Source organism: Thioclava electrotropha, assembly GCF_002085925.2.
Classification (GTDB): Bacteria; Pseudomonadota; Alphaproteobacteria; order Rhodobacterales; family Rhodobacteraceae; genus Thioclava; species Thioclava electrotropha.
Genome location: NZ_CP053562.1, coordinates 2,354,439 through 2,377,841 on the forward strand (window position 1 = coordinate 2,354,439; position 23,403 = coordinate 2,377,841).

A 23,403-nucleotide genomic window follows, 5' to 3' on the forward strand; every position below is an offset into this window, starting at 1 on the left:
AGGGTCGGCGGACAACGCCCGCCGGTCCATTGCCAATTGGGTTATGGAGGAGCAATAAACCTCAGGTTGTACGCCGTAAACCTGAGTTTATGCGTCCATGTCGAAGCCGAGATGCTTCGCGACCGCGAAAATGTCCTTATCACCGCGGCCACACATGTTCATCACGATGATATGGTCCTTGGGCAGATCGGGCGCGATCTTCATCACATGGGCCAGCGCGTGCGAGGGCTCGAGCGCGGGGATGATCCCTTCGAGACGGCAGGAGAACTGGAACGCCTCCAGCGCTTCCTTGTCGGTGATGTTCACATATTCCGCGCGGCCCGTGTCATGCAGCCAGCTATGCTCCGGCCCGATGCCCGGATAGTCGAGCCCGGCCGAGATCGAGTGCCCTTCGAGGATTTGCCCGTCCTCGTCCTGCAGCAGATAGGTGCGGTTGCCATGCAGCACGCCCGGACGCCCGCCGGTGAGCGAGGCGCAATGCTCCATCTTCTCGTCGACGCCGTGGCCGCCAGCCTCGACCCCGATGATGCGCACGGATTTGTCGTCGAGGAACGGATGGAACAGGCCCATCGCGTTCGAGCCCCCGCCGATCGCCGCGATCACGGTGTCGGGCAGACGCCCCTCGCCTTCCTGCTCTTCAAGCTGCCAGCGCACTTCCTTGCCGATGACGGATTGGAAATCGCGGACCATCGCCGGATAGGGATGCGGACCAGCGACCGTGCCGATGCAGTAGAACGTGTCGCGCACATTGGTCACCCAGTCGCGCAACGCATCGTTCATCGCGTCCTTCAGTGTGCCGCGGCCCGATTTGACCGGGACGACTTCGGCGCCCAGCAGGCGCATCCGGAAGACGTTGGGTGCCTGACGCTCGACGTCCGTGGCGCCCATATACACCACGCATTTGAGGCCGAATTTCGCGCAGACCGTCGCGGTGGCGACGCCATGCTGGCCCGCGCCGGTCTCGGCGATGATCCGGGTCTTGCCCATGCGCCGCGCCAGCAGGATCTGTCCCAGCACGTTGTTGATCTTATGCGCGCCGGTGTGGTTCAGCTCGTCGCGCTTGAGATAGATTTTCGCGCCGCCTAGCTCTTCGGTGATACGGGGCGCGAAATAGAGCGGCGACGGGCGACCGACATAGTGTTCCCACAGATCGTCCATCTCCGCCCAGAAATCGGGATCGGTCTTGGCCTTCTCGTATTCCTCTTCGAGCGAGAGGATCAGCGGCATCAGCGTCTCGGACACGAAGCGGCCACCGAAAATGCCGAACCGCCCGTTCTCGTCGGGCACATTCATGAAGGAATTGATCAGATCGTCAGCCATGGCACACCTCGCGCTATTCGTGAGGATCGGTCTAGCGGCAAAGCGAGACGAGATAAATCCCCGCCCCGGCTATCTGACCAAAAATACTCGCCTCTGAGCGGGGTCCGGCGCCGCTCAGGCCGCGCCCTGACGGGCCGCCTGAATGAACGCGCGGATTTTCTCGGGATCTTTGACGCCCGGCGCGCTCTCCACACCGGAGGAGACGTCGACCTGCCGTGCGCCGGTCAGCAGGATCGCCTCGGCCACGTTGTCCGGCGTCAGCCCGCCGGCCAGCATCCACGGCTTCTCCCAGGTGCGCCCGGCGATCAGCCGCCAGTCGAAGGAAAGCCCGTTGCCGCCCGGAAGCTCCGCCTCCTTCGGCGGCTTGGCGTCGAGCAGAATCTGGTCGGCCACTGCCTCATACTCTGCGATCTTCGGAAGATCGGCGGCATCGGCCACGCCCACGGCTTTCATCACCGGCAGGCCGAACTTGGCGCGGATTTCCGTCACGCGTTCAGGCGTCTCCGAGCCGTGAAGCTGGATCATGTCGAGCGGCACGGCGTCCGTGATCTCGGTGAGAAGCTCATCGCTCGGGTTCACCACGAGACCGACCTTGGCGATGCCGGGCTCGACCTCCTGGGCCAGCGCGCGCGCCTCGGCGATCTCCAGATGGCGCGGGGATTTGGGGAAGAAGACGAAGCCGACATAACGCGCGCCCGCCTCGACGGCGGCGGCGATATCCTCGGCCTTGCGCAGCCCGCAAATCTTGACGCGGGCGAGACCCTGCGCATTGCGGTCTATGGCAACGGTGGGCATCTCAGCGCGAGGACTGTTCGAGCAGCGCCAGCACGTCGTCCTTCGGGCCGGTCTTGTCGTGGCGCAGCGTCTGAACTTCAGCTTCGAGCTTGCGCGCCTTGCGGTCCGACTGGCGGGCATTGCGGCGCAGACGCGACTCCCGCGCCCATTCCCAGACGAAGCCGATCAGAAGGCCCAGCAGGACGCCCGCGAGGATCACGAGGAACAACGGCACCTGAACCGCCCAGTCCCAGCCAAGGAAGCTGCCCGCCTCGAGCGGCAGCACCCGCAGCGTGACGATTTGACGATTGGCCAGCGCCAGCCCGATCAGGACCACGGCGAGCAGACCGAGAAACAGCAGCCGAAGCGCTCGAATCATTAGCTCTTATTCCTCTTTCCCGTTCAGCCGGTCGCGCAGCAGCTTACCGGTCTTGAAGAAGGGTACGTGTTTTTCCTCGACCTCAACCGCCTCGCCGGTGCGCGGGTTCCGACCGGTGCGCGCGTCGCGCTTCTTGACGGAAAAGGCCCCGAACCCACGAAGCTCGACGCGGTCGCCCGAGGCCAGCGCCTCGGTGATCTCGTCGAAGATCGTATTTACGATTTTTTCGACATCCCGCTGGTAGAGATGCGGATTCTCCTCGGCAATCTTGGTGATCAACTCAGAGCGGATCATCTTGTTATCTCCCCCCACGGGCTTGGCCGGGTGTCCCCCGGCTCTTACATGCGTCATTTCGTAATTATAGGACCAATCGTTGCAACGCGGAACAGCAAAGACCCGGAAAATCCACGTAAAATCGAGCCCCTAGCGGTCTGCCGCCGACGGAAGCGCCTTCGCAAACGCAGAAATTCAGCGCTTCGCCCGCCCAAGCGTCACCCGTTGCGCGAATCGTCATTGCGGATCGCCAAGGCTTTGCGGAACGAAAAAGGCCCCGCCAATCGGCGGGGCCTTTCGTTGAGCCAAGCGGCTCGATCTCTTATTGGTCGCCCTTGAGCGCGGCACCCAGGATGTCGCCCAGCGACGCACCCGAGTCCGACGAACCGTACTGTTCCACGGCTTCTTTCTCTTCAGCGATCTCACGCGCCTTGATCGACACACCCAGCTTACGGGTCTTGGAGTCGACGTTGGTCACGCGGACATCGACGTGATCGCCAACCTGGAAGCGCTCGGGGCGCTGGTCGGCACGATCGCGGGCGAGGTCCGAACGGCGGATGAACGACTTCATGCCGTTGTATTCCACCTCGACGCCACCGTCTTCAATCGCGGTCACGGTCACGGTCACGATCGAACCACGCTTCACGCCGTCAACGGCATCGGAGAACGTGTCGGCGTCGAGCGCCTTGATCGAGAGCGAGATACGCTCCTTGTCGGTGTCCACTTCGGTGACAGCGGCCTTGACCATGTCGCCTTTGCGGTAGTCCTGGATCGCATCCTCGCCACGCTGTTCCCAGCTGAGGTCCGAGAGGTGAACCATGCCGTCGATGTCGTTCTCGAGGCCAACGAACAGACCGAACTCGGTGATGTTCTTGACTTCGCCTTCGATGACGGTGCCGACCGGGTGGGTCTCTGCGAAGACTTCCCACGGGTTGCGCATGGTCTGCTTGAGGCCAAGCGAGACGCGGCGCTTCGCGGTGTCGATCTCGAGGACCATGACGTCGACTTCCTGGCTCGTCGAAACGATCTTGCCGGGGTGGACGTTCTTCTTGGTCCAGGACATCTCGGACACGTGCACGAGACCTTCGACACCCGGCTCCAGCTCGACGAACGCGCCGTAGTCGGTGATGTTGGTCACGCGGCCGGTGTGCACCGAACCCAGAGCGAACTTCGACTCGACCGAGTCCCACGGATCCGACTGCAGCTGCTTCATGCCGAGCGAGATGCGGTGGGTTTCCTTGTTGATCTTGACGACCTGGACCTTGACGGTCTCGCCGATCGACAGGATCTCGGACGGGTGATTCACGCGGCGCCATGCCATGTCGGTGACGTGCAGCAGACCGTCGACGCCGCCCAGATCAACGAACGCACCGTATTCGGTGATGTTCTTGACCACACCATCGACGACCTGACCTTCGGAGAGGTTGGCGATGACTTCGGCGCGCTGTTCGGCGCGGCTCTCTTCGAGGATCGCACGACGCGAGACAACGATGTTGCCACGACGACGGTCCATCTTGAGGATTTGGAACGGCTGCTTGAGACCCATGAGCGGGCCAGCGTCGCGCACCGGGCGCACGTCCACTTGCGAGCCGGGCAGGAACGCGACAGCGCCGCCCAGATCGACGGTGAAGCCGCCTTTGACGCGACCGAAGATGGCGCCTTCGACGCGCTCTTCTTTGGCGTAAGCTGCTTCGAGACGATCCCATGCCTCTTCGCGGCGGGCTTTCTCACGCGAGATAACGGCTTCGCCGCGAGCGTTCTCGACACGGTCGAGATACACTTCGACTTCGTCGCCGACTTCGATCTGCGGAGCCTCGCCGGGGTTGGCGAATTCTTTGAGTTCGACGCGGCCTTCCATTTTGTAGCCGACATCGATGATGGCCTGGCCCGCCTCGATGGCGATGACCTTGCCTTTAACAACCGAACCTTCGTTCGGGGTGTCGATTTCGAGGCTCTCGTTCAGAAGGGCTTCGAATTCGTCCATGGTTGCATTTTGCGACATGCGTTCAGATTTTCCTTTTCATCTTCGGTTTTCTGGCCTTGCGGTTGGCTCCGCCGGTCTTTCGTTGGAATGTCTGTGCTGCAATAGCATACGGGTCGGGTGAGTCCCAACCTGTCTCAGACCGCGCCCATATAGGCGCGATCAGCCAGTATCGCAAGCATTTATTGCGTCATAGACAGGCTGCGCGGCCTCTCGCTCAGCCTTGGCTCGCGGTCGCGAGAGCGGCTTTGACGTCGCCCAGCATCCAGGCCGAAAGGGGCTCTGCGCTGGCGGGATAGGTCGCGATCACCGATCCGTCGCGGCCCAGTAGCACCTTGTTGAAGTTCCAGCTCGGCTCGAACCCCTCGGTTTCGCGCATCCAGCGATAGAACGGATGCGCCTGCGGCCCCTTCACCTTGGCGAGCTGCGCCATCGGCAATTCGGCCCCGAAAGTCAGCGCGCAATAGCGCTTGGCCTCTTCCGCCGTGGAGAGTTCCTGCCGGAAATCGTTCGACGGCACGGTGAGGATCACCAGCCCGTCGCGGCCATAGGTTTCGGACATTTCCTGCAACTCGGTAAATTGCGGGGCGAAACCGCATTTCGAGGCGGTGTTGACCACGAGCACGACCTTGCCACGGAAATCGGCGAGCGAGACCGTCTCGCCCTCCACCAGATCGAAGGACAAATCCCCCGGCACCGGCATCGCGGACCGGGCTTTCACCGCGATCGGTTCAGGCGTCGCCGCCGGGCCGTCGGCGCGTGCCGGAGCGGTCGCAAAGGAGACGCATGACAACATGCAGGCCAAAATCAGGGACAAGCGCATCGGTCCACCCTCGAAATACATCCACCAATACCCAACGCGAGAGTCGGGAAAAAAGTTCACCACTTCGTGAAGATATATTTGACGCGTCCCTTTTCTTCAATCGCAAATGCGGTCGACGCGGCGGTATTTCGGCTCCGGGAACTCCGGTATTTCCATTGGGTCACGGGGCTTTACGCCGGGGCGCACCGCCTCCGGCGCGGTGTTCACGCTGTCGAAATCGAGCGCGAGGCGCTGACAGATTCCAAGACTTTTCTGGCCGATATCGCCGAGATCGCGCAGATCGATCAGATGCCCACCCTTCCGCGCGTAGCCCGTGACCCCGAAATCGAGCGGCGGGTCGAGGCGTAGCCTTTCCGTCTCGGGGCCGAACAGCGCAGCGCCGCCCTCCCAGTCTTCCGCAGGCCCGAGCGCCACCTGCACCTCGAACCGTCCCGGCGGCACCAGCAGGCGAAAGAATTCACCGCCCTGCGCATAGGCGCCCATCACGTCCTGCCCGGTCTTGGCATCGCGCAGCACGATATAGAGATCGCGATCCGGGGCGGATTTGATCTGCAGCGGCATGGTGCGCGGCAGGTCGGTCTCGCTCCACAACAGCCCCTGCGGGCGCCCCTCGGCTGTGGCCTGCGTTGCAAGAACCAGCGAGAGGAGAACCCAGCGCAGCATCCCCGCCCCCTAGTCCAGATCGCCCGCGCGGCGGGCCTCGATCTGATCGGCGGCGCGGGCGACCGCCTCTTCGATGCTCAGCTCGGAGGTGTCGATCACCAGCGCATCCACCGCCGGGCGCAGCGGACTGTCGGCGCGGCCCATGTCGCGGGCGTCGCGCTCGCGCACCTGTTCGAGCACGTCAGCCTCATCGCCGCCCAGCTCCAGCCAGCGCCGATGCGCGCGCACCTCCGGCGAGGCGGTCACGAACAGCTTCACCTCCGCCTGCGGGCAGATCACCGTGCCGATATCGCGCCCGTCGAGCACCGCACCGCCCTCGCGCACCGCGAAATCGCGCTGAAACGCCACCAGCGCCGCGCGCACCTCGGGGATCGCGGCCACGATCGAGGCCGCCTGCCCCGCTTCCATCGTGCGCAGGTCGTCGCGCTCCAGATCCTCGGGGCACAGCGCCTTGGCCGCCGCGATGGGCTCCAGCCCCTCGGTCTCGGATTTCATGCCGACCGCGCGATAGAGCGCACCGGTGTCGAGATGCGCTAGCCCGAACCGCTCGGCCACGGCCCGACTGATCGTACCTTTGCCCGCAGCGGCGGGGCCATCGATGGCGACTGTGAATTTCATCGTTTCATCCGCAAATAAACTGCCCGCAGGATCAATAGCGCCAGGGCCGTCAGGCTCAAAGTGACTGCGACGCTCTTCAGAAGCGTCCATCTGCTCGCGAAGGCGATCATGTCATCCGTTACCGTGCCGGTCCGCAACAATGCGGCGACGGCATGATTTTCGAGATAGTCAAACACAGCACCAAGAGCCGCCACGATCAACAACACCACGGCAAGCCAGCCCTTTGCAAGGGTACGGAACGCGACAATCAGCGTCACCGCCTCCAGGGCCGGAAAGACAAGATCGAGCCGCTGCTGAACCGAGAGGTAATACTGTCGCGCCGGTGCGTCCAGGGCATCGAGGAGCGCCCGGGCCTGCGCAGCACCGTAGCCACCTGGACGCAAATCGAACGGCGCCAGACCGCCCGCCGCATCCCGAAGATGCGGCAAGGTAACGAGCGTCATCGCAAGATAGACCGCCCCCGTCAGGGACGCGAGCAGGACAAAGGCGACCTGCGCCCGGCTCACCGGTCCGCCCGGACGATCTCCGCGCCAAGCCCGGCCATCAGGTCCTCGAAGATCGGGAAAGATGTGGCAATGGGCGAGCCGTCATCGACGGAGACCGGCTGTTGCGCGGCCATGCCCAGCACCATGAAGCTCATCGCGATCCGGTGGTCGAGATGGGTCACGGCCGTGCCACCGCCCGGCACGCCTTCGGGACCGCAGCCATACACGATCAGCGTGTCCTCGTCTTCCTCGATCTTGATGCCATTGGCTTCCAGCCCACGCGCCATAGCGTCGATCCGGTCGCTTTCCTTCACGCGCAGCTCATGCACGCCGGGCATCCGGGTCACGCCTTCGGCAAAGGCTGCGACGACCGAGAGAACGGGATATTCGTCGATCTGCGCCGAGGCGCGCTCGGCGGGCACGTCGATCCCGTGCAGCTTGGAATAGCGCACGCGCAGATCGGCCACCGGCTCGCCGCCCTCTTCGCGCTCGTTCTCGAAGGTCAGATCGGCGCCCATCTCGCGCAGCGTGATGAATATCCCGTTGCGGGTCGGGTTCTGGCTGACGCCCGGCACCACGATCTCCGAGCCCGGCACGATCAGCGCGGCACAGACCGGGAAAGCGGCCGAAGAGGGATCGCGCGGCACGGCGACCTCCTGGGCCTTCAGTTCCGGCTGGCCCTGCAGCGTGATGACATGGCCCTGCTCAGTCACCTCGGTGGTGATCTCGGCGCCGAAGCCGCGCAGCATCCGCTCGGTATGATCGCGGGTCGGGGTCTTCTCGATCACGACGGTCTGACCGGGCGCGTTCAGCCCCGCCAACAGCACCGCCGATTTCACCTGCGCCGAGGCCATCGGCGTTGCGTAGCGCACAGGTGCGGGGCTCGGTGCACCGAGGATGGTCATCGGCAGACGCCCGCCATGACGCCCGAAAGCCTGCGCCCCGAACAGCCGGATCGGATCGGTCACACGCCCCATCGGGCGTTTGCGCAACGAGCCGTCGCCGGTGAAGGTCGCCACGATCGGCGAGGTCGCCATCGCGCCCATGATCAGACGCACGCCGGTGCCGGAATTGCCGCAATCGATGACGTCTTCGGGCTCGGCGAAGCCGCCCACGCCCACGCCATGCACCGACCAGCTGCCGGGACCGTGCTGCGTGACCTCGGCGCCGAAGGCGCGCATCGCCTTGGCCGTGTCGAGCACGTCTTCGCCTTCGAGCAGGCCGGTGATCTTCGTCTCGCCCACCGAGAGCGCGCCAAGGATCAGCGCGCGGTGGCTGATCGACTTGTCGCCGGGAACCTCCGCCGTGCCCTTAAGGGGCCCGCAAGCGCGCGAGGTCATTTTGATCGGAGTGCCGTGGCCGGACATAGTGCCTCCCTTATTTCAACGCGCCCCTGTTAGCGCGATCTGGCGGGAGGCGGAAGGGCTCAGATCCGCCGATAGGTCAGGTAATGCGGCTTGCGGCCTTCGCGCAGCGCTTTCTGCTCGTAGCGCGTCGAGAGCCAGTCCTCCCACGGCGTATCCCAATCGCCGGAAACCGGCTGCGGATCGTCGAAATCGAAGGCGGCGGGCACCTCGAACAGAGGCTCGAAGCCGGCCTGCGGCACTTCCTCGACGGTCTGGCGGACGTAGTCGGGGATGTCGGTCGCCACGCGGAATTCCGATCCCGGTTTCAGCGCGCGGTGCAGCGGCTCGAGATGCTCCTGCGTCACGAAGCGCCTGCGGTGGTGCTTCGATTTCGGCCACGGGTCGGGATAGAGGAGAAACGCCTTCGAGATCGAGCCCTCGGGCAGCACGTCCATCAGGTCGCGCGCATCGCCGGGATGCACCGCGACATTGGCGATCTTCTCGCGGCGCAGCTTGCCCAGCAGCATCGCGACGCCGTTCACGAAAGGCTCGCAGCCGATGAATTCCACCTCCGGATAGGTCTGCGCCATATGCGCCAGATGCTCGCCCCCGCCGAAGCCCACTTCCAGCCAGACTGGCTTGCCCTTGAACCGCGTCTCCATGTCGAGCGGCTCGCGGTCGGGGTTTTCCTCCCAACCGACGGGACCGGGCAGACGGCCCGGCAGGTCCTCGCGCAGATATTCCTTCTGCGCCTTGTTCAGCGTCTTGCCGTGGCGGCGACCATAGAAGTTGCGCCAGGGCTGTTCGGGGGTGTCATTCTCGCTCATGGGAGGGGCCTCTAGCCGCGTCGCTCGAAAGGTTCAAGCCTTCTGAATGAGGAACAGTCCGAGGCACATGAAGCCGATCCCCGCCCCGCGCAGCAGGGTGATCGGTCGGACGAGCGCCCCGAATAGGCCGAACTGGTCGATCGCGGCGGCCGAAATCATCTGTCCCAGCAGCACGAAGAACACCGCATTGCCGACCCCGAAGCGCGGCGCGATGAAGGTGATCGAGAGCACGTAGAAGGCGATCAGCACGCCTGCGAGGAACAGGTATTTCGGCTGATCGGGTATGCGCGCGAAGCCCGAGGGCCCTGTCGTGACCGCGACGGCCAGCACCGCGCCCAGAAGCGCCACGGAGAACAGCACCACCGCCGCCACCGCAGGCGAGCCGATGCGGCTGCCAAGCTGGGCGTTGAGCGCGGCCAGAACCGGAATGCCGATCCCGGCAGCAAGCATGATCGCGGCATAGCGCAGGGCGTCGGGCATGGTCTTTCTCCTCCGGTTTTCGGCGGAGAGTGGCGCGGAAGGGCTGGGGGTGCAAGGTGGATCGCAAAGCGCTATTTCTGTTCGTTTTTGCGCATATTCTGTAATTTTATCGGTATTCCAAATTTTTTCGCACAATGTAGATCCTGTCGCCATCGCCTTCGGGCCCATCAGACGACGACACAAAGGATAGATTCCATGACGAAACTCACCGACCTCGCGGCCCCGCTCGGCCGCCTCCTCCTCGCCCAGATCTTCATCATCGCGGGCTTTCAAAAAATCACCGGCTATGCCGGGACCCAAGGCTACATGGAAGCGATGGGCGTGCCCGGCGCGCTTCTGCCGCTCGTGATCCTGACCGAACTGGGCGGCGGCATCGCATTGCTGCTTGGCTGGAAGACGCGGATCGTGGCTTTCCTGCTCGCGGGCTTCAGCCTCATCTCGGGCTTCCTGTTCCACTACGTCCCGAGCCTCGGCATGACTGGCATGGAAGCGCAGGGCCAGATGATCAACTTCATGAAGAACATCTCGATCGCGGGCGGCATGCTGATGATCGTGGCGCAGGGCGCGGGCAAATGGTCGCTCGATGCCCGCGAAAACACCCAGCACAGCGGCCGGGTCACCGCGTAAGCGACGACGCCCGAGGCGACCAGCCAAGGGCAGCGCTCCACCTTTCCCTGAAAACGCGAAAGGCCCCGCCGATGCGGGGCCTTTTTCATTGCAAGATCAGCTCATCCGCGGCCGCGATAAGGCGGCACGCCCTGATCGGGGATCCACATATCCTCGGGCTTCGGCGCGCTCTGCCAGAAGACGTCGATCGGGATGCCGCCGCGCGGGTACCAATAGGCGCCGATGCGCAGCCATTCGGGCTCCAGCAGATCCCGCAGACGCTGCCCGATCATCACCGAGCAATCCTCGTGAAACGCCCCGTGATTGCGAAACGCGCCGAGGAACAGCTTCAGAGATTTGCTCTCCACCAGCCAGTCGCGTGGGACGTAATCGATCATGATATGCGCGAAATCGGGCTGGCCGGTGAGCGGGCAAAGCGAGGTGAATTCGGGGGCTGTGAACCGCACGAGATAGCGCTCGCCTTTGCGCGGCTGGGGCACGCGCTCCAGCACGGCCTCTTCGGGCGTTTGCGGCAGGTCGGTCGATTGGCCCAGCTGGGTCAGGCCGGAAGTGTCGGTGCTCATGGGATGGTCTTTCCGTCGAGAAGCGTTCGCGCGGCACTAAGGCCACGCAGGCCCCGAGGTCAAATCAAACCTTGCGGCCCCGTATCGAACGAATGGCCCGGGCGGCTAGCCCGGGCCGCGCCCGACCCTCCCCATGGGAGGGCGCTTTGGCGAGAACATCGCGGGCTCGCACGTCGTTCGGGGCTGCTGAGATAAATCGCCAAGCCAAAGCGGAGGGAAGCGCCCACCCAAGGGTCGGGCGCGCCCCTCTTTATCGAACGCGGCAAAAACAAACGGGCAGAGGTTCCCCTCTGCCCGTCGCAAATTCAGAAAGCTCTCGCCTCAGACCGCTTTCTTCAGCGCCTCGACCAGATCGGTCTTCTCCCACGAGAAGCCGCCATCGGCCTCCGGGGCGCGGCCGAAATGGCCATAAGCCGCAGTGCGCTCGTAGATCGGCTTGCACAGATCGAGCGTGTCGCGGATGCCTTTCGGCGTCAGGTCCATCACCTGCGCCACGGCCTTTTCGATCACCTCGTCAGGCACTTCGCCGGTGCCGAACGTGTCGACATAGATCGACAGCGGCTTCGCCACGCCGATCGCGTAGGACACCTGAATCACGCATTTGCGCGCCATGCCGGCAGCCACCACGTTCTTCGCCAGATAGCGTGCCGCATAGGCCGCCGAGCGGTCCACCTTGGTCGGGTCCTTGCCCGAGAACGCGCCGCCGCCATGCGGGGCCGAGCCGCCATAGGTGTCCACGATGATCTTGCGCCCGGTGAGGCCCGCATCGCCATCCGGACCGCCGATCACGAAGGTGCCGGTCGGGTTCACCCACCATTCGGTCTCCGGCGTGATCCAGCCTTCGGGCAACGTCTCGCGGATATAGGGCTCGACGATGGCGCGGATATCATCCGAGGTCTGATGCTCATGCGCGTGCTGAGTGGACAGAACGATCTGGCTCACGCCGACGGGGCGGCCATTCTCGTAGCGCACAGACAGCTGCGATTTCGCATCGGGGCGCAGCTCGGGCTCGGCGCCCGATTTGCGCGCCTCGGCGAGACGACGCAGGATCGCGTGCGAGTAATGAATCGGTGCGGGCATCAGTTCGGGCGTCTCGTCCGAAGCGAAGCCGAACATGATCCCCTGATCGCCGGCCCCGTCCTTGTCGACGCCCTGAGAGATATGGGCCGATTGCGGGTGCAGGAAGTTCGCGACTTTCAGCGTCGCCCAGTGAAACTCGTCCTGCTCGTAGCCGATATCCTTGACGCATTCGCGCACGATCTTATCGATGCCTTCGAGATATTCGGCGAGTTTCGTTTTGTCGGCCAAACCGACCTCGCCGCCGACCACGACCTGATTGGTCGTCGCGAAGGTTTCGCAAGCGACCCGCGCGTTGGGCTCTGCGGCCAGGAAAGTATCGAGAACGGCATCCGAAATCCGGTCACAGACCTTATCGGGATGCCCCTCCGAAACGGATTCGGAGGTGAAGACGTAATTCGCGCGTGCCATGAAGGGGTGCTCCGTTGTTGATATCCCCACCCCGTCAGGAAGCCGTTGGGGTGGTTCGGCCTTCTAGCTAGGAGCGCCTGCCGGTCGGGTCAATCGAAATACGCGCAAAGATTGAAAGAAGCGCTAACGCTGCAACAATCAGCGCGATGAACGGTGCGTCACCCAGCTTGGAATAGAGCGTCGGCGGCAGGCTCGGCGGCAATTCGACGTCCAGCTTGCCCATCTTGTCCAACCCGAGACTCGCCGTGATCCGCCCCTTCGCGTCGACCATCGCGGTGACCCCGGTATTGGCGTCGCGCGCAAGCGGCAGGCCCTGTTCGATCGCGCGCAGCCGCGCCTGCGCGAAATGCTGATAGGGACCGCTGAGCGTGCCGAACCACGCGTCATTCGTCACCTGCAAGATCCAGTCGGGCCTCTGCGCGAAGCCGCGCAGGTCCTGCGGGAAGATCGCCTCGTAGCAAATCAGCGGCGCAACATGGCCGAGCTTGCCCAAGTTCAGCAGCTTCTCCCCCGGCCCCGCCGAATAGCCATTGCCGACCTGCGCCGCGAAGGCGGTGATCCCGATCTTCGCCAGCGTATCGCCAAAGGGCATGTATTCGCCGAAGGGCACGAGGTGGGATTTGTCGTAAAGGGCCTCGATTTGGTCATCGGGGCTGATGACGGCCAGCGAATTGAAATAGCGGCTGCCCTGGCTGCGCTGCACCCCCATGGCGAGCGGGATGCCATTCGCCGCCTCGGTCGACATCTCCAGCCCGCCCATCGGACGGTCGAGCAGGAACGGCACCGCCGTCTCGGGCCAGACGATCAGGTCGGGTTTCGGCTGGCCGGGCGCAGGATCGGCTTTCGTCAGGTCCAGCAGCCGCTGGAAGAACTTCATCCGGTATTCCGGCAGCCATTTCAGGTTCTGCGGTGCGTTGGGCTGCACCAGACGGAGGGTGATCGGCTCGGGCCTCGGCGCCACCGGCGCATTGAGCCGCGCCACCCCGCCGAGCCACAGCCCGACCAGAACCACCAGCGCCGCACCTACGATCCCGAGAGCGGCAGGCATCCGCATCCCGCGCGTCATCGCGGGTGCGCTTGCGATCAGCATCGTGATCAGGCTCAGCCCCAGCGGCCCAACAAAGGCCGCCGCCTGCGCGACGGGCGAGCCGATCCAGATATGGCCGACCAGCACCCACGGAAACCCGGTAAAAACGTAAGAACGCAACGCATCCGAGGCCGCCATGCCAAGCGCTATTCCCAGTGCGCGCGAGCGCGGCCCCTGCCCCGCATAGGCCCCGAGCCCGTAGCCGATCGCCCAGAACACGCCCATCCCTGCAGCCATCAGGACCAGCGCAAACGGCGCCATCCAGCCATAGACATCGGCCTCGACCATGAAAGGCTCGACGATCCAGAACATCGCGGCCAGCGCATAGCCGAAGCCGGTGGCGAACCCGATCCAGATCGTGGAGGCGCGCCAGCGTTCGGCCGATGCGAACCAGATCGAGGCCGCCAAAGCAGGCAACGCGATCCACCAAAGCCCCAAGGGCGCTTGCCCGGCGGCGAACAACACACCGAAAAGCGCTGCCAGAGCCAAGCTCTGCCAGCGCGGGCGCAACGGTGCACGGAAGCCGTCTCGGAGGGTCGCGATCATGGGCGCGTCATAGCCCGCTCACTCGGCGGGCGCCACTCCCGGCAGACGCACGCGCAGACGTTTGATCCGGCGCGGATCGGCATCGACCACCTCGTATTCGACGCCGTTCTCGGTCACCACGACCTCGCCACGGGCGGGCACACGGCCAAGCTGCATGAAGACCAGACCGCCCATCGAATCGATCTCGTCATCGGCTTCCTCGTCAGACAGCCGCATCCCGATCTGCGCTTCGAACTCGTTGACCGGCGCGCGGGCCTGCACGACCCATTGGCCGGGCTTTTCCTCGCGCCAATAAGCGTCGTCGGCCTCGTCATGCTCGTCCTCGATCTCGCCGATCACCTGTTCGATCAGATCCTCGAGCGTGAGCAGACCGTCGACCCCACCATATTCGTCGATCACCAGCGCCATATGGGTGCGCTGCACCTGCATCTTCTGCAGAAGCACGCCGATCGGCATCGACGGCGGCACGTAGAGGAGCGGACGGATCAGCTTGCGCAGCGAGAACCGGCCATTGCCCGAACCGAACCCATATTCCAGCGCCAAGTCCTTCAGGTGGACAAGGCCCAGCGGCGTATCCAGCGTTTCCTTGAAGACCGGCAGGCGCGAATAGCCGTGCTGGCGGAACTTCTCCACCAACTCGTCGCGGGTGATGGAGACCGGAACGGCCTCGATCTCGACTTTGGGAATGGCAACATCGCCCACCCGCATCTTGCGCAGGTTCCCGAGCCCCAGCGGCGCTGGCGCGGGTTTGGGCGGCATTTCTACCTGTGGGGCCTCTTCTTCCATGGGGCGTTGCCCGAAGAAGCGGCTGAGCAACCCGCGCGAAGCGGGCTCCGAAGACTGACCGGGTTCTGCGTTTTCCGAACTACCGGTATTGGCGGAGGTAACTCCGTCGGCGACCTGTCCCATTGTTCCTTTCCGAAAGATGACGCGGCGTTGCGTCTAGTCTTACACATATGGGTTACGAATTCCTACGCTTTCAAGAAGGCGGATTTCGATTTGTTCCATAACTTGCGCATCTTCGTCGCGAATATGGTCATAGCCCAACAGATGCAGCACCGCGTGGATGAGCAAATGCAGCGTGTGATCTTCGACGGATTTGCCTTGTTCTTCAGCCTCTCGGGCGCAGGTTTCATAGGCAATCGCGAGGTCGCCAAGCTCGATTTCGCCGAAGACATCGGGCGCGGGCGGTTCGGGATGCGCACCGGGATCTTCCGCGCCGCGCTCCTCGGCGGGCCAGCTGAGCACATTGGTGGGCTTCGCCTTGTCGCGATATTCGCCGTTCAGCTCGGCGATGCGGGCATCGTCGCAGGCGAGAACCGAGAGGCGGCAGAGCTCCGCCTCGATCCCGCGATCCTCCAGCACCAGCGTTGCGGCGCGGCTTATCAGCTCTTCCAGCCCGACCGTCTCCCAGCGGGCGTCTTCGATCTCGAGATCAATTTCCATCGGTCATTCCGCCCTCTGCCCCAAGCGTCAGATCGCCGACCTTCTGCCCGGACTTGTCATAGACCAGCACTTGCCCCCCACCGGTCACCACGACCGTATAGCTGCGCGCAAAGGTCACGGCCTCGGTCGCAGCGCCTTCGGGCAGCGTGATCGCGGCGGGCAGTTGCGGCAGCGGATTGGGTTGCTGCAAGCGGATGACAAGCAGCGCCACGATCGCTACAAGCCCGACGATCATCACAGCCGCAAGCGTGGTCACCAGTATCTTGAGAAAGCGAAGATCGGGTGGCAGCGTGGTGGCAGGCTCTTCGTCAGGCAGGTCGGACATGAATAAGGAAATCCTCAGCATCGAGATCGGACCCGGCATGGGTCCCCGCCTTGATAAGGCCTTGGCGGCGGCTGTGCCAGAGGAAGCGGCGCTCTCGCGCTCGCGTCTGGCGAAACTGATCGCGGAGGGCTCGGTCAGCCGCGAGGGTGTGGCCGTGACCGATCAGAAAACCAAGGTCGCCGAGGGCGAGGTCTATCAGATCGCGCTGGAGCCTCCGAAAGAGGTCGAGACGGTCGCGCAGGACATCCCGCTCGAAGTTCTGTGGGAAGATGACGACCTGATCGTGGTGAACAAGCCTGCGGGCATGGTCACCCACCCCGCGCCGGGCACGCCCGAAGGCACGCTCGTGAACGCGCTGCTGCACCATTTCGGCGGCAATCTTTCAGGGATCGGCGGCGAAGCGCGCCCCGGCATCGTCCACCGCATCGACAAGGACACGTCCGGGCTGCTGGTCGTCGCGAAATCGGACCGGGCGCATCACGGGCTGGCTGCGCAATTCGAGGCGCATACCGTGCATCGCCATTACCGCGCGCTCTGCCACGGCGTGCCGCAGGCCTCTGATCCGCGTCTGCGCGGGCTTAACGGCGTCAGCTTCGAGCAAGGCGGTGTGCTGAAGATCGTAACGCAACTTGCGCGCCACAAGACCGACCGGCAGAAACAGGCGGTGGTCGCCAATGGCGGCCGTCACGCCGTCACCCGCGCCCGCACGATCGAGGATTTCAACGGCACGGCCGCGCTGATCGATTGCTGGCTGGAGACCGGGCGCACGCACCAGATCCGCGTCCACATGGCCTATGCGGGCCACGGGCTGATCGGCGACCAGACCTATGGCGGCAAACGCAAGATCTCGGAAAAAGCGGTCGGAGCTGCGGCGGCAGAGGCCGTGCGTGCCTTCCCGCGTCAGGCGCTTCATGCGGCGACTTTGGGCTTCATCCATCCGGTCACCGAGGAGGAGCTGTCCTTCGAGGCGCCCCTGCCCGAGGACATGACCGCGCTGATCGACGCATTGCGCGCGGCCTCCGCGCCCCCAACCGGCGGCACGGGCCCGTGAACGTCTGGTGGGCCGAGCTTCTGACGCTGCTGATTCACTTCGGCTCTCAGGTGCTCGCGCTTTTGCGGGTGCTCACCCGTCCCGACAAACCGCCTGCGGTGCGCGCAAGCTGGACCGTGCTGATCCTGTCGGTGCCGTTTCTCGGCGTCATCCTCTACATCCTGATCGGGGAGACGCGGCTCAACCAGCGCATCGCGCGCAAGCTGCAGGCGACGGTGGATGCCCTGCCCGCCCCCGACCCGGTCGAGCCCGAAGACCTCGAGGCCGTCACGCCGGAATATCGTGCCGCCTTCGCGCGGGCTGCCGCCATCAACGGCTATGCGCCCAGCACCGGCGATGCGATCACCTTCCTGCCCGACCCGTCCGACCAGCTCGAACCGCTGATCGCCGATATCGACGCCGCCACCCAGAGCGTGCACCTGATCACCTATATCTGGCTGAGCGATCTGACCGGCATCGCCATGGCCGAAGCGCTGACCCGCGCGGCGGAACGCGGGGTGCAGGTGCGCATCCTCGTCGACGGGCTTGGCGCGCGCGCCTTCATCAAGTCTCGTCACTGGAAGGCGATGAAGAAGGCCGGCGTGAAGACCGCGATCGCCTTTTCCTTCCGCTGGCCGCTTTTCAAGCTCGCGACGATGCGGATCGATCTGCGCAATCACCGCAAGCTCGCCGTGATCGACGGGCATGTCGCCTATGCCGGCTCGCGCAACATTGCCGACCCGGAATTCCGCATCAAGGCGCGCTTCGCCCCCTGGACCGATGTGATGCTGCGGATCGAGGGGCCGCTCGCCGCCCAGCATCAGCATATCTTCGCGACCGACTGGGTGACGCACAGCCACGAGGAAATCTCGGACCTCGTGCTCCCGACCCCCGCCGCACCGACCGCCCGGCCCGGAACGGCGGTCGCCTTCGCGACGGGGCCGATGCTGGACACGCGCGGGGTTCCGGATGTCTTCCTTGCCGTGATCGGGGCCGCGCGCGAGACGCTGACGCTCTCGACCCCCTATTTCGTGCCGGGCGAGGAAATCGCCTCCGCCCTGCGCGCCGCCAAACGCCGGGGCGTACGGGTGCAGGTGATCGTGCCAAGGCGCAACGACTCGCGCTTTGTCGCCCATGCCGCGCGCAGCTTCTATCCGGTGCTGGCCGAGGCGGGCGTCGAGATCTGGGAGCACGGGCCGGGCCTGCTCCACGCCAAGACGCTGCTAGCCGATGGCCGCGTGGCGATCCTCGGCTCGGCCAATCTCGACCGCCGCAGCTTCGAGCTGAATTACGAGAATTGCGTGCTGATCGAGGATCACGAACTGGGGCTCGCACTTGGCGAACGCCAGCGTCACTGGATCGCGCAGGCCCGCCGGATCGGCCCGGAGCGCATCGCGGAATGGCCCCTGCACTGGAAAATCATCAACAATCTGATGTCGGTCCTCGCCCCGATCTTGTGAGGCGTCAGATGTTTTTTTACACATGCGCGACGGAAATCCCGTTACGATACGTTGATCTTTCTATGCGACTGCGTCAGGGCGGCTTTCGGTGAACCAATCGCCACTGCCCTGCGTTTCTTGAAAGAACGGGGAGATATCCCCATATTGAGCAGCCGCCAAAAGGGAGACATGGGAGACGATGACGAGCTATACAAACCTTCCGGCCCCGAGTCCTGAGCAGGGGCTGAACCGCTATCTTCAGGAAATCCGGAAGTTCCCGCTTCTGGAGCCGGAACAAGAATACATGCTGGCCAAGCGTTGGGCCGATCATCAGGATACCGAGGCCGCGCACCAGATGGTGACCTCGCACCTGCGTCTCGCCGCGAAGATCGCGATGGGCTATCGCGGCTATGGCCTGCCGCAGGCCGAGGTGATCTCGGAGGCCAATGTCGGTCTGATGCAGGCCGTTAAGCGCTTCGATCCCGAGAAGGGTTTCCGCCTCGCGACCTACGCGATGTGGTGGATCCGCGCCGCGATTCAGGAATACATCCTGCGCTCGTGGAGCCTCGTGAAACTGGGCACCACCTCGGCGCAGAAGAAGCTGTTCTTCAACCTGCGCAAGGCGAAGTCCAAGATCGGCGCCTATGAAGACGGCGATATGCGCCCCGAGAACGTCAAGCAGATCGCGACCGATCTGAACGTGACCGAGGAAGAAGTGATCTCGATGAACCGGCGCATGTCGGGCTCGGACGCTTCGCTGAACGCGCAGATCGGCGCCGGTGACGAAGGCGGGGCCGCGCAGTGGCAGGATTGGCTCGAAGACGAGGATGCCGATCAGGCCGAGGCCTATGCCGAGACCGAAGAGATGGAAGCCCGCCGCGAGATGCTGATGGACGCGATGGATGTCCTCAACGATCGCGAGAAGGACATCCTGATGCAGCGCCGCCTGCGCGACGACCCGGTCACGCTGGAGGAGCTTTCGGGCGTCTATGACGTCTCGCGCGAGCGTATCCGCCAGATCGAGGTCCGCGCCTTTGAGAAGCTGCAAAAGCGCATGACCGAATTGGCACGCGAAAAAGGTATGAACGTGCCCGACTGACGCGCGATCGGTAACGAGTGTCGAAGTATCTCGCCGTTCCCAACTGGGGGCGGCGATTTTCTTTGCGCAGCGCCTGTCGCTATCGCCGCGCCCGCGGCATGTGCCGCAACTGGTACAGGAAAATGGCGAAGGCTACGCAGGCGAGAGCAAGCCAGACCGCGCCGGATTGCGCATGATAGACTACGCCCTCCACCGGATCGAAGCAGCGCCCCATTTCGTTGAAGCAGCCCCGCCAGCGAAAATATTGCGCGTAATAAGCATAGCCGAAGGCAAGCGTCAGCGCAAAGCTGAGAAGCATAGTGATCACCCGCATCTCCGGCGCCCCCCTCCGTTTCGACCCAGCCTAGCGATGCGCGACACCCGGTCAACGCACCCCCGTTGCACCCCGTCCTGATTGCGCTACCATCGCGGCGAGAAAGGGAGGCTATCACATGACCGTTTTGAACTGGGGCATTCTGGGAGCTGCGAAATTCGCGCGCGAGCATATGGGCCGGGCGATCCACGCGGCTGAAGGCGCGCGGCTGGCGGCGCTTGCGACGTCGAGCCCCGAAAAATCCAATCCGTTCAAGGCCTTCGCGCCCGATCTTAAAGTCCATGACAGCTATGACGCGCTGCTCGCCGACCCCGAGATCGACGTGGTCTATATCCCACTGCCCAACACCCTCCATGTCGAATGGACGAAGAAGGCCCTGGCGGCAGGCAAGCATGTGCTGACGGAAAAGCCGATCTCGATGAAGGCCGAGGAGATCGACGGGCTGATCGCAGCGCGCGACGCGGCCGGCAAGTTCGCGACCGAAGCCTATATGATCGTGCATCACCCGCAATGGCAGCAGGTGCGCGACTGGCTCGATGCGGGCGCGATCGGCGAGCTGCGTCACGCCGATGTGGCCTTCACCTTCAACAACCCCGACCCCACCAATATCCGCAACAAGCCGGAGATGGGCGGCGGCTCGATCCCCGATATCGGCGTCTATGCCTATTCCTGCGTGCGCTTCGCTGCGCGCGCCGAGCCGGGCGATCTGCGCGCAATCATCCACCGCGAGAACGATGTCGACACCTTCGCACAGGTCACCGGCGAAATGATCTCCGACAAGGGCCGCTTCACCTATGGCGCGATGACCTCGACCCGGCTGCACCCGCGTCAGGAGGCGGTGTTTCAGGGCTCCGAGGGTCTGATCCGCCTCACCTGCCCGTTCAACGCGAATGTCTTCGATCAGGCGGAAGTCACCCTGATCCGGAAGGGCAAACCGGACGAGGTTGTCCGCTACCCGGGCGTGAATCAATATGTGATCCAGGTGGAGGCCTTCGTGCGCCATATCACCGAGGGCGCCCCCTATATGTGGACGCTCGAGGACGCGCGCGGCACGCAGGCGATGATCGACAAGGTGTTCGCCAGCGCGTCGTGACGAGACAACCGCGCCTCGGGAACAAAGAACGCCTGACGGTGTTCAGGATGAATGAAATCACATAGTTCCCAAAGTAACGATCAGAACCAGTCCGACGACGAGAGCGCGAAAGCCTCGAATGCCGTGCGCGAAAGGCATGAAAAGCGCTCGGTGATGCAGGCGTCGCGCCTCTCGGCGCGGCTGATCTATGCCGTGATCCGCCATGACGGCGACGAGGAGCTGAACCGCCCGCTGATCTCGCTCGTGTGGTCGGGTCTCGCCGCTGGCATCCTCATCAGCCTCTCGGTCATCGCGCAGGCGAGCCTGCATGCCCGTCTGCCTGACGAGGATTGGCGGATACTGGTCGAGTCGCTTGGCTATTCGGCCGGGTTCATGGTGGTGATCTTCGGGCGGATGCAGCTGTTTACCGAGAACACGATCACGACCGTGCTGCCCGTGGTAGCGGACCGCTCGCTGACCTGCCTGCTGAAAATGCTGCGGCTCTGGGCGATCGTGCTCGCCTCCAACGTGCTGGGCTGCGCGATCGCCTCGGGCTTCCTGAGCATCCCGCATGTCATCCCCGACGAGATGACCGACAGCCTGCTTGCGGTGGCGCGTCACGCGACCGATGGCGATATGGGGCAGAATTTCTACCGCGCGATGCCTGCGGGGATCATCATTGCCGCCGTTGTGTGGATCATGCCCGCCGCGCAGGGCAGCTCTTTCCTCGTGATCCTCGCGATGACATGGCTGCTCGCCGCCTCGGGCTCGGCCCACGTCATCGCGGGCTCGGTCGAGGCGGGGCTGCTGGTCTGGGCAGGCCAGATGAGCCTTGCCGAGGCGTTCAGCCGGTTCTTCCTGCCGGTGCTGGCGGGCAATGTCGCGGGCGGCACGGCGGTCTTCACGCTGCTCACATGGGGTCAGGTGAAGAACGAGGTGACGGGCGAACAGGACGAGGCGGAGACCGCATCCGACCGATAAGCGAACGCCGCCGGATGCGCCTTAGCGCAGCTTCGGCGGCTTGCTCGGGTCCATGCCGGGGGCGGAACCGGGGACGATCTCCTGCACCTCGTCCTCTTCCGGCTCGGGCACATGCAGCACGAGCCCCTTGTCCAGCAAAAGCTGCGCGGCCTTTTCCTCGGGCTCGAGGAAGGTCACGTCCAGCTCGCCCGCATCCAGCCCCGAGAAAGTCAGCGCCTCGCCCATCGCCTTGGCGATCCCGGCGCGGAAATGCTCATGCGCGCCGATCACCGCCAGCACATGGCCCCGGTGGCCATCCTCATAGGTCACGCCCCCCAGCACGGCGGCCTGCGCGATGCCGGCAAGCTGATGCAGCTTTGCCTCGAAGGCGGGCAGCAGCAGCGCGATCACCGCGGGCGACAGGCCCGGAGCGGTGAACTCCACCGGACGGCCCTGCGCCTCGGACGGCGTATGCGCGAGCGTCTCGGTCAGCCAGTCGAGCGCCTCGGGCGGCAGAAGCATCGCCGAGTCCGCCACCGCAAGATTGACGCCCAGCCCGATATTCTCGCCCACCAGATGCTGCGCGATCACCCGGCCCGGCAGCGCGGCATAGGGCTGCGGGCCATCGGCGAACTCTCCCAGACGATCCTCGGTGTCGAAGACGAGGACGAAGTCGCCCTCTTCGGTGGAGAACACCTGCGGCTTGATGTTTTCGTCCTCGGGTTCTTCCTCGAGAAGCAGGAAAAGCTCGGCATCGGCGAGACGGTCGAACACGGCGAGGCGCTTGGCCTCATTGTCGGGTTCGGCTTCCATCGCGGCATGGGCGCGGTCATAGGGGGTCATGTCAGCTCCTTCACCCGCGCGCGCAGGACCGGCAGCAGGTCGGCCTCGAACCACGGGTTTTTCTTCAGCCATCCCGTATTGCGCCAGGACGGATGAGGCAAGGGGAAGAGGCGCGGCGCGTGGTCTCGCCACCCCATCACGGTCTGGGTCACGTTGCGCGTGCCCAGATGCCAGCGCTGCGCGGCACCGCCCACCAGAAGCGTCAGATCGACCGGGCCGATCTCGGCCATGACACGCTCGCGCCACGTCTCGGCGCAGATCAAAGGCGGCGGCAGGTCCGAGCCCTTCGCGTCATAGCCCGGAAAGCAGAATGCCATCGGCGCGATCGCGATGCGGGCCGTGTCGTAGAAGGTCTCGCGGTCCACGCCCATCCAGTCGCGCAGACGGTCCCCCGAGCGGTCGTTGAACGGCACGCCCGTCTCATGCACCCGCAGCCCCGGCGCCTGTCCCACGATCAGCACCCGCGCCCCCGCGCCGAACCACGCGACAGGACGTGGAGAATGCCCCGTGGCCGTCGCACGGAACCGCGCCGCGCAGATGCGGCAGGCGCGGATCTCCTCTTGCACCGGTCGGGTCATAGTTTCTTCTCTGGTGTC

The 23,403-nt window shown here is 64.4% G+C and carries 27 protein-coding genes and 1 riboswitch; of the genes, 6 read left to right on the plus strand and 21 right to left on the minus strand.

Features of this window, described 5'->3' with window-relative positions:
- Positions 1-87 precede the first annotated feature (87 nt).
- The 12 genes from trpB to AKL02_RS11265 all read right to left on the minus strand — a co-directional run bounded on the left by trpB (position 88) and on the right by AKL02_RS11265 (position 9,969).
- Complete coding sequence (gene trpB / locus AKL02_RS11210; protein WP_083077127.1) at positions 88-1,320, minus strand: tryptophan synthase subunit beta; 1,233 nt, start codon at positions 1,318-1,320, stop codon at positions 88-90.
- A gap of 114 nt (positions 1,321-1,434) precedes the next feature.
- Positions 1,435-2,115 (minus strand): phosphoribosylanthranilate isomerase, encoded by a 681-nt coding sequence (locus AKL02_RS11215; protein ID WP_083077131.1) that lies wholly within the window; start codon positions 2,113-2,115, stop codon positions 1,435-1,437.
- A 1-nt stretch (position 2,116) separates the two neighbouring features.
- On the minus strand, positions 2,117-2,473 hold the full coding sequence (locus AKL02_RS11220) for a lipopolysaccharide assembly protein LapA domain-containing protein (protein WP_232621602.1): 357 nt from the start codon (positions 2,471-2,473) through the stop codon (positions 2,117-2,119).
- 6 nt (positions 2,474-2,479) lie between these two features.
- Positions 2,480-2,767, minus strand: a complete 288-nt coding sequence (gene ihfB, locus AKL02_RS11225; RefSeq protein WP_075774953.1) for an integration host factor subunit beta — start codon at positions 2,765-2,767, stop codon at positions 2,480-2,482.
- Between the two features lie 301 nt (positions 2,768-3,068).
- On the minus strand, positions 3,069-4,748 hold the full coding sequence (gene rpsA / locus AKL02_RS11230; RefSeq protein WP_078520828.1) for a 30S ribosomal protein S1: 1,680 nt from the start codon (positions 4,746-4,748) through the stop codon (positions 3,069-3,071).
- A gap of 196 nt (positions 4,749-4,944) precedes the next feature.
- Entirely contained in the window at positions 4,945-5,550 is a 606-nt protein-coding gene (locus AKL02_RS11235) for a glutathione peroxidase (RefSeq protein ID WP_165756951.1), read from the minus strand.
- Positions 5,551-5,646: 96 nt separating this feature from the next.
- A complete protein-coding gene (locus AKL02_RS11240; protein WP_083077139.1) occupies positions 5,647-6,213 on the minus strand; it encodes a hypothetical protein in 567 nt (188 codons plus the stop codon).
- A gap of 9 nt (positions 6,214-6,222) precedes the next feature.
- Positions 6,223-6,831, minus strand: a complete 609-nt coding sequence (locus tag AKL02_RS11245; protein WP_083077143.1) for a (d)CMP kinase — start codon at positions 6,829-6,831, stop codon at positions 6,223-6,225.
- On the minus strand, positions 6,828-7,337 hold the full coding sequence (locus AKL02_RS11250) for a hypothetical protein (protein WP_083077145.1): 510 nt from the start codon (positions 7,335-7,337) through the stop codon (positions 6,828-6,830). The genes AKL02_RS11245 and AKL02_RS11250 overlap by 4 nt, the downstream gene beginning before the upstream one ends.
- Positions 7,334-8,683 carry a 3-phosphoshikimate 1-carboxyvinyltransferase gene (gene aroA / locus AKL02_RS11255; protein WP_083077148.1) on the minus strand — a complete coding sequence of 450 codons (1,350 nt, stop codon included), beginning with the start codon at positions 8,681-8,683 and terminating at the stop codon, positions 7,334-7,336. The genes AKL02_RS11250 and aroA overlap by 4 nt, the downstream gene beginning before the upstream one ends.
- Positions 8,684-8,742: 59 nt before the next feature.
- Positions 8,743-9,489 carry a tRNA (guanine(46)-N(7))-methyltransferase TrmB gene (gene trmB, locus AKL02_RS11260; protein WP_083077150.1) on the minus strand — a complete coding sequence of 249 codons (747 nt, stop codon included), beginning with the start codon at positions 9,487-9,489 and terminating at the stop codon, positions 8,743-8,745.
- 33 nt (positions 9,490-9,522) lie between these two features.
- Complete coding sequence (locus AKL02_RS11265; protein ID WP_078540681.1) at positions 9,523-9,969, minus strand: DMT family transporter; 447 nt, start codon at positions 9,967-9,969, stop codon at positions 9,523-9,525.
- Between the two features lie 195 nt (positions 9,970-10,164).
- Here AKL02_RS11265 and AKL02_RS11270 point away from each other — a divergent pair, with 195 nt between their 5' ends.
- Complete coding sequence (locus AKL02_RS11270) at positions 10,165-10,596, plus strand: DoxX family protein (RefSeq protein WP_078540679.1); 432 nt, start codon at positions 10,165-10,167, stop codon at positions 10,594-10,596.
- 101 nt (positions 10,597-10,697) lie between these two features.
- Here AKL02_RS11270 and queF read toward each other — a convergent pair whose 3' ends face one another.
- The 6 genes from queF to AKL02_RS11300 form a co-directional block, all read right to left on the minus strand.
- Entirely contained in the window at positions 10,698-11,159 is a 462-nt protein-coding gene (gene queF / locus AKL02_RS11275) for a preQ(1) synthase (RefSeq protein WP_083077153.1), read from the minus strand.
- Between the two features lie 321 nt (positions 11,160-11,480).
- Positions 11,481-12,647 (minus strand): methionine adenosyltransferase, encoded by a 1,167-nt coding sequence (gene metK, locus AKL02_RS11280; protein ID WP_078540675.1) that lies wholly within the window; start codon positions 12,645-12,647, stop codon positions 11,481-11,483.
- Positions 12,648-12,654: 7 nt separating this feature from the next.
- Positions 12,655-12,704: riboswitch (SAM-SAH riboswitch) on the minus strand.
- Positions 12,705-12,714: 10 nt separating this feature from the next.
- Positions 12,715-14,280, minus strand: a complete 1,566-nt coding sequence (gene lnt, locus AKL02_RS11285; protein ID WP_083077156.1) for an apolipoprotein N-acyltransferase — start codon at positions 14,278-14,280, stop codon at positions 12,715-12,717.
- Between the two features lie 18 nt (positions 14,281-14,298).
- The gene (locus tag AKL02_RS11290) at positions 14,299-15,189 is read right to left on the minus strand and encodes a hemolysin family protein (RefSeq protein ID WP_075774962.1); all 891 of its coding nucleotides are present in this window, start codon (positions 15,187-15,189) and stop codon (positions 14,299-14,301) included.
- A 39-nt stretch (positions 15,190-15,228) separates the two neighbouring features.
- Positions 15,229-15,726: an rRNA maturation RNase YbeY gene (gene ybeY, locus AKL02_RS11295; protein WP_083077159.1), complete on the minus strand. Its 498-nt coding sequence runs from the start codon at positions 15,724-15,726 to the stop codon at positions 15,229-15,231.
- On the minus strand, positions 15,716-16,051 hold the full coding sequence (locus tag AKL02_RS11300) for a DUF6476 family protein (protein WP_083077161.1): 336 nt from the start codon (positions 16,049-16,051) through the stop codon (positions 15,716-15,718). The genes ybeY and AKL02_RS11300 overlap by 11 nt, the downstream gene beginning before the upstream one ends.
- On the opposite strand from AKL02_RS11300, the gene AKL02_RS11305 reads away from it, so the two are divergent.
- From AKL02_RS11305 to rpoH, 3 genes are all read left to right on the plus strand, one after another.
- On the plus strand, positions 16,050-17,102 hold the full coding sequence (locus AKL02_RS11305; RefSeq protein ID WP_078540670.1) for an RluA family pseudouridine synthase: 1,053 nt from the start codon (positions 16,050-16,052) through the stop codon (positions 17,100-17,102). The genes AKL02_RS11300 and AKL02_RS11305 overlap by 2 nt on opposite strands.
- Entirely contained in the window at positions 17,099-18,541 is a 1,443-nt protein-coding gene (gene cls, locus AKL02_RS11310) for a cardiolipin synthase (protein ID WP_165756952.1), read from the plus strand. Before AKL02_RS11305 ends, cls begins: the two co-directional genes overlap by 4 nt.
- A 178-nt stretch (positions 18,542-18,719) precedes the next feature.
- A complete protein-coding gene (gene rpoH, locus AKL02_RS11315; protein ID WP_078520844.1) occupies positions 18,720-19,619 on the plus strand; it encodes an RNA polymerase sigma factor RpoH in 900 nt (299 codons plus the stop codon).
- Between the two features lie 79 nt (positions 19,620-19,698).
- Here the strand turns inward: rpoH and AKL02_RS11320 are convergent, their stop codons facing one another.
- Positions 19,699-19,926: a hypothetical protein gene (locus AKL02_RS11320; protein ID WP_133051939.1), complete on the minus strand. Its 228-nt coding sequence runs from the start codon at positions 19,924-19,926 to the stop codon at positions 19,699-19,701.
- Positions 19,927-20,050: 124 nt separating this feature from the next.
- On the opposite strand from AKL02_RS11320, the gene AKL02_RS11325 reads away from it, so the two are divergent.
- Both AKL02_RS11325 and AKL02_RS11330 read left to right on the plus strand, forming a co-directional pair.
- The gene (locus AKL02_RS11325; protein WP_083077168.1) at positions 20,051-21,025 is read left to right on the plus strand and encodes a Gfo/Idh/MocA family protein; all 975 of its coding nucleotides are present in this window, start codon (positions 20,051-20,053) and stop codon (positions 21,023-21,025) included.
- Positions 21,026-21,076: 51 nt separating this feature from the next.
- Positions 21,077-21,985 (plus strand): formate/nitrite transporter family protein, encoded by a 909-nt coding sequence (locus AKL02_RS11330; RefSeq protein WP_083077171.1) that lies wholly within the window; start codon positions 21,077-21,079, stop codon positions 21,983-21,985.
- A 21-nt stretch (positions 21,986-22,006) separates the two neighbouring features.
- On the opposite strand, the gene AKL02_RS11335 is transcribed toward AKL02_RS11330, so the two are convergent.
- The gene (locus tag AKL02_RS11335) at positions 22,007-22,807 is read right to left on the minus strand and encodes an SseB family protein (protein WP_083077173.1); all 801 of its coding nucleotides are present in this window, start codon (positions 22,805-22,807) and stop codon (positions 22,007-22,009) included.
- Complete coding sequence (locus AKL02_RS11340) at positions 22,804-23,385, minus strand: uracil-DNA glycosylase family protein (protein ID WP_083077177.1); 582 nt, start codon at positions 23,383-23,385, stop codon at positions 22,804-22,806. The genes AKL02_RS11335 and AKL02_RS11340 overlap by 4 nt, the downstream gene beginning before the upstream one ends.
- Between the last annotated feature and the right edge of the window lie 18 nt (positions 23,386-23,403).